At 58.0% G+C, this 5,141-nt stretch carries 4 protein-coding genes; all 4 read left to right on the top strand.

Features of this window, described 5'->3' with window-relative positions; translation table 11 throughout:
* Positions 1 to 170: 170 nt before the first annotated feature.
* Positions 171 to 1,457 (top strand): aminotransferase class I/II-fold pyridoxal phosphate-dependent enzyme, encoded by a 1,287-nt coding sequence (locus EOC06_RS32290; RefSeq protein WP_128309694.1) that lies wholly within the window; start codon positions 171 to 173, stop codon positions 1,455 to 1,457.
* A gap of 153 nt (positions 1,458 to 1,610) precedes the next feature.
* Positions 1,611 to 2,990 (top strand): aspartate aminotransferase family protein, encoded by a 1,380-nt coding sequence (locus tag EOC06_RS32285; protein ID WP_128309693.1) that lies wholly within the window; start codon positions 1,611 to 1,613, stop codon positions 2,988 to 2,990.
* Positions 2,978 to 4,699, top strand: a complete 1,722-nt coding sequence (locus EOC06_RS32280) for an acetolactate synthase catalytic subunit (RefSeq protein ID WP_128309692.1) — start codon at positions 2,978 to 2,980, stop codon at positions 4,697 to 4,699. The genes EOC06_RS32285 and EOC06_RS32280 overlap by 13 nt, the downstream gene beginning before the upstream one ends.
* Before the next feature lie 195 nt (positions 4,700 to 4,894).
* A partial coding sequence (locus tag EOC06_RS32275) for an arginase family protein (protein WP_206631298.1) occupies positions 4,895 to 5,141 on the top strand: 247 nt, incomplete at its 3' end.

Below are 5,141 nucleotides of genomic sequence, written 5' to 3'. Positions count from 1 at the left end.
TTTCCGACCCTTGGCGAACATGAATGATCTGCGGCCCCTTAAGAACACAAGCACTTGTCCTCGGCGTACCCTGGTGCGGGTCACCCGCCCGCCGACCCCAACGCACCGTGAACTTGAACAACGTAACAACGCCGTCGGATACTATCTTGGCAGATTAGAAGGAGAATGAAATGCAACAGCGGATCGCCCCATCGGATGGTGGTCGCCCGGCCGGGCGCTTCCGGAACACCACCTACGTGCTAAACAAGAGCAGGCCCTATTTCGATGCGGCCCACGCGAACGGTCTCATGGCCGTCCAGGGACGTTCCACGACGGGACGCACATTTCTTTTGGGCCCCGGGCCGCTTGACGCTCGACCGCAGGTAATTGATTTCGTGCGATGTTCCTATTTGGGCCTTGACAATCATCCGGTAGTCGTCTCTGGCGCGATCGAGGCGATTGAGGCGCATCGGTCATTGCATTGGTCCTGCGCACGAACGCGTCTCAATTTTGATCTTCTGGGAGAGCTTGAAGCAACCCTGTCAGAGATGTTCTGCGCGCGCGTGCTCGCCTTTTCCTCTGTTATGCTTGCCAATCTGGGCGCGATGCCCATCCTAGCTTCGGGCGAATTGACAGGCGGAAGAAAGCCGGTCGTTGTGTTCGATCGCACTGCGCACATCTCGCTCGCCTATCACAAGCCGGTGGTCGCTGATGAAACCCGGGTGGAAACAATTGCACACAACGATATCGACGCTCTCGACCGCTTGTGCCGTGAAAATCCGGTGGTTGCCTATGTTTGCGACGGTGTTTACTCGATGGGAGGCAATGCGCCGATCAAAGAACTGCGGCAGCTGCAAGAACGCTATGGGCTCTTTCTCTATATCGACGATGCTCACGGCATATCGCTGTTCGGTAGCCAAGGACAAGGATTTGCACGCTCTCAGTTTCCGCAAGTGCTGGATGACCGCACGATCATAGCAGCCTCGTTGGGCAAGGGATTCGGCGCATCGGGCGGCATGTTGATGCTCGGAACAGCCGAGCAAGAGGCACTTTTTCGACGCTATTCCATTCCCCATGCGTTTTCAGCGGCCGCCAATCTGGCGTCAGTTGGTGCGGCGCTTGGATCGTGCAAGATTCACCGCTCGGCAGAACTCGGCCAGCGGCAGAGGCGATTGGCGCAACGCATCGACCTCTTTGATCGTCGTGTCTCAACTGCCGAGCAAGGTAATTCACTTCCGATCAGAATGATCGCGATCGGATCGGAGGCCAAGGCGATTGCAATTGCAAGGGAGCTTCTCGACGCGGGCTTCTATACGTCGGTGACGTTCTTCCCCACGGTCGGACAAGGAAAGGCGGGGATTCGAGTGTGCATTACGGCGGATCATGGGATCAGCGAGATAGAGCGTTTGTGCGATTGCATCTTGGAAAACGTGGCCGAAACAACCGACAAGCCCGATATGGGACCGACCCTCTTCTGAGGGGATGATGACGATTCAGCGGAGGAGTTTGTAGAGCCCTTCGGTACAACCAGGTGCCATCAATCGATGCGAACCAGATGGAAGAAAGCGCCAAACCCTCAAGTCTTCATTCGACTTCCAAGGGTTTAGCGATAATATCTGAGAGAAGGGCATATGGCCATGCGATCAAATGAAGAAGTTCGGCACAAGATTCCGGCGTTGAGAAGGTCGGAGAAAGCTTTCGCACGCGCACTGTCGGTATTTCCGGACGGTACGAGCCGGGTAACGATCGAACGTGATCCAATTCCGCTGTACATGGAAAGAGGCGAGGGGGCTTATCTCTTCGATATCGACGGAAACCGCTATCTTGATCTGAACGGTAATTTCACATCCCTCATCCACGGCCACGCTTTCAAACCTGTCGTTGATGCAGTCTATCTGCAGCTAGCAAGCGGCAGTTGCTTCGCCAATCCGACGCAGGTGGAAATCGAGTTGGCGAACATCCTTTGTGAGCGGATTCCGAACGTTGATCGCGTTCGATTTGTAAATACCGGCACTGAAGCTGTCATGTTCGCCATCAAGGCGGCGCGAGCGTTCACCGGAAAGGCAGGCATCGCCAAGTTCGAGGGTGCCTACCACGGCGCCTATGACTGGGCCGAAGTCAGCCAGTCGGCGATCCCAGAGAACTGGGGCCCTCCCGACGATCCGGTCTCTGTACCTTTTTACAAAGGCATGCCTGAAAGCGTCCTGCAAGAGACGCTTGTGTTGCGCTTCAATGACACAGTCCTGCTTGAGAAGAGCCTCGCCGCCCACGCGCGTCGGATCGCCGCGGTCCTGATCGATCCGATGCCGAGCCAGGCTGGCTTAATAGCGCCCAAACCGGACTTCCTCGAGGCGCTGCATCGGCTCTGCCGCCATCACGGCGTGCTCATCATCGCTGACGAAGTGCTGAACCTGCGCCAGGGTTATCACGGCGCATCGGCGCGATACGGGCTCAAACCCGACCTGATCACTATGGGCAAGATAATCGGCGGTGGAATGCCCATCGGCGCGATCGGAGGACGCGAGGAGGTCATGCAGGTCTTCAGCGCCAAGTCCGGTCGCCCTCTGCTGCCACAGGGTGGAACGTTCTCGGCCAATCCACTATCGATTGTCGCCGGCATCGCCGCAATGCGCGCTTTGGACAAAGCAGCGTTCGCTCGTCTCGACAGTCTGGGCGACCGCCTACGGGCCAACCTCACCGACATTATTGCCCAACGCGATGCTCCGTTTGCAGTGACCGGAGCCGGCTCCCTGTTTCGAATTCATCCGACGCGGCGGAAACCGCGTGAGTTCAGGGACATGGCAACCAATGCACGCCAAAATGGCGTCCGTAGAGCGCTCTCCCGCTTTTTTTCCCGGCACGGTGCCCTTTTGCCGAATGGGGCTACCGCGTGCCTGTCAACACCGATGGGAGAGACTGAGGTCGACACGATATCCGACCTGTTTTGTCTCTTCCTCAAAGAACACGCTGCAGATATCAAGAATATGGAGACAGTGTCGTGGAAACTGTAGCCGAACGGATTGCAGCAGCACTGCGACGCAACAGCGTCGAATTGATATTTGCCCAGAGCCTTCCGTCGGCGGTAGTTCTGGCCTGCGAAAAAATCGGAATCCGGCAGATCGCGTACCGGCAGGAAAATATGGGCGGGGCGATGGCCGACGGTTATTCTCGTATATCTGGCAGAGTCGGAGTCGTGTGTGCACAAAACGGGCCGGCCGCAGCGTTGCTCGTCCCTCCGCTCTCCGAAGCGTTCAAGGCGAGCATTCCGGTGGTTGCTTTGGTGCAGGAGGTTGAGCGCCATCAAGTCGACCGAAACGCATTTCAGGAACTGGATCACATTGCCCTCTTCTCGGCCTGCTCCAAATGGACGCGGCGGGTGATAACGGCCGACCGGATTGAGGACTATGTCGACTCCGCTTTCATAGCGGCCGCCAGTGGCCGGCCTGGGCCATCTGTGCTCATGCTTCCGGCTGACTTGCTTCGCGAGAATGTTTCGGCTGGCCACCGCGGCCGGACAGGAAAATACGGCAAGTGGCCCCTTGATCCTATCCGCCCGAGCGACGAGGCGCTCGCAGCGGTGGCCAAGTCGATCGCTCGCGCCGAATCGCCCGTCATTCTAGCAGGAGGCGGGGCGGTTTCGCCGGCTGCGAGCGAGGCGCTCGCAGAGCTGCAGAGCACGGCCCATTTGCCCGTCTTCACAACGAACATGGGAAAAGGCGCTGTCGATGAGCGCGCGCCCCTGACATGCGGAGTACTCGGGGCACTGAATGGCCCAAGATCTCTCGGCTATCGGGCCCGCGCCATCATGGATGAGGCAGATCTCGTCTTTTTCGTTGGCACCAGGACCAACCAGAACGGAACCGATAGCTGGCGTTCCATTCCTTCAACGGCGACGGTCGTACACCTCGACATTGATCCTTGCGAGATCGGCAGAAACTACGAGTCGATTCGCCTCGTGGGAGATATTGCCACTACAATTCAAGCCCTGACCGCCGCGCTTCGGTCGGAGGATCTCACCAACCGCTCGGTCAAGAAGGCGTCGCTCGTTCGTCGAATCGCCGAAGCTTGGGCGCAATTCGAGCAGGATCGCAGCATCTTCAGCGGGAGTAACCAGACGCCGTTGAGGCCGGAACGGATCATGCGCGATCTGCAATCTCGTATGACACCGGAAGCCATTATAGTAGCAGATGCCAGTTACTCTTCAATGTGGATTGTCGGCCAGCTCCGCGGACTTCGCTCAGGCCAGCGGTTCATCACCCCGCGCGGCTTAGCAGGTCTCGGGTCGGGATTGCCGCTCGGCATGGGCGCCAAGCTGGCGAGGCCCAACAGCCCTGTTGTCGTACTCGTCGGAGACGGTGGGTTCGCCCATAGCTGGGCGGAACTCGAAACGCTCGTCCGGTCCAAGATCAACCTCATCGTTATCATTCTTAACAACGGTGTGCTCGGCTACCAAAAAGATGCCGAGACCGTAAAGTTTGGGGGCTATACGACAGCCTGCCACTTCGGCCCCGTCGACCATGCTGCTTTGGCCAGGGCCTGCGGCTGCGAAGCGGTCACGGTAAAAAATCCGCACGAATTTGGACCTGCCCTCGACCGCGCTCTATCCTCAAACGCCCCAGTGCTCATCGAGGTCATCAGCGATCCCGATGCGCACCCGCCGATCTCACTCTTTACGGGTACACTCGGTCCCCGGACTCTCGAAGCATCGGAGCTGGTATGACGATGGCGCCCTGTCACCATCACCATCAGGAAAGTTGGAATCACATGACTGTGCCTTACATTGATTGGCGAAGCGCGCTGCCCGCGAAATCGCTGAACGCACGCAAGCAATCAGCGCTGGCTCTCGCCAATGCCTGGTTTTTGTTGCATCAAACGACAACATGCCAGATCGCAGCGATATTGAGGGGAGCCTCGCATGACGAACACTATTAGAGATTTTGTGCCTGCGGATGACGGCCAAACACTGCCCTTCGCAGAAATGGCCACCTTCATGCGGAGTCGAGCTCTGCCCATGGAGCAGGCTGGTGAGGCTGATATCGCTATCGTCGGCGTCCCGTTCGACCTTGGAACGGCGTATCATCTGGGCGGAAGTCGACATGGGCCGACCGCGATCCGCAAGGAGTCCCGAGGGTTAGGATCCATCGAGGCTTATAGGAGCATAG

The organism is Mesorhizobium sp. M7A.F.Ca.MR.362.00.0.0 (genome assembly GCF_004023175.1).
GTDB lineage: Bacteria > Pseudomonadota > Alphaproteobacteria > Rhizobiales > Rhizobiaceae > Mesorhizobium.
This window is presented reverse-complemented; position numbering and strand designations above follow the sequence as displayed.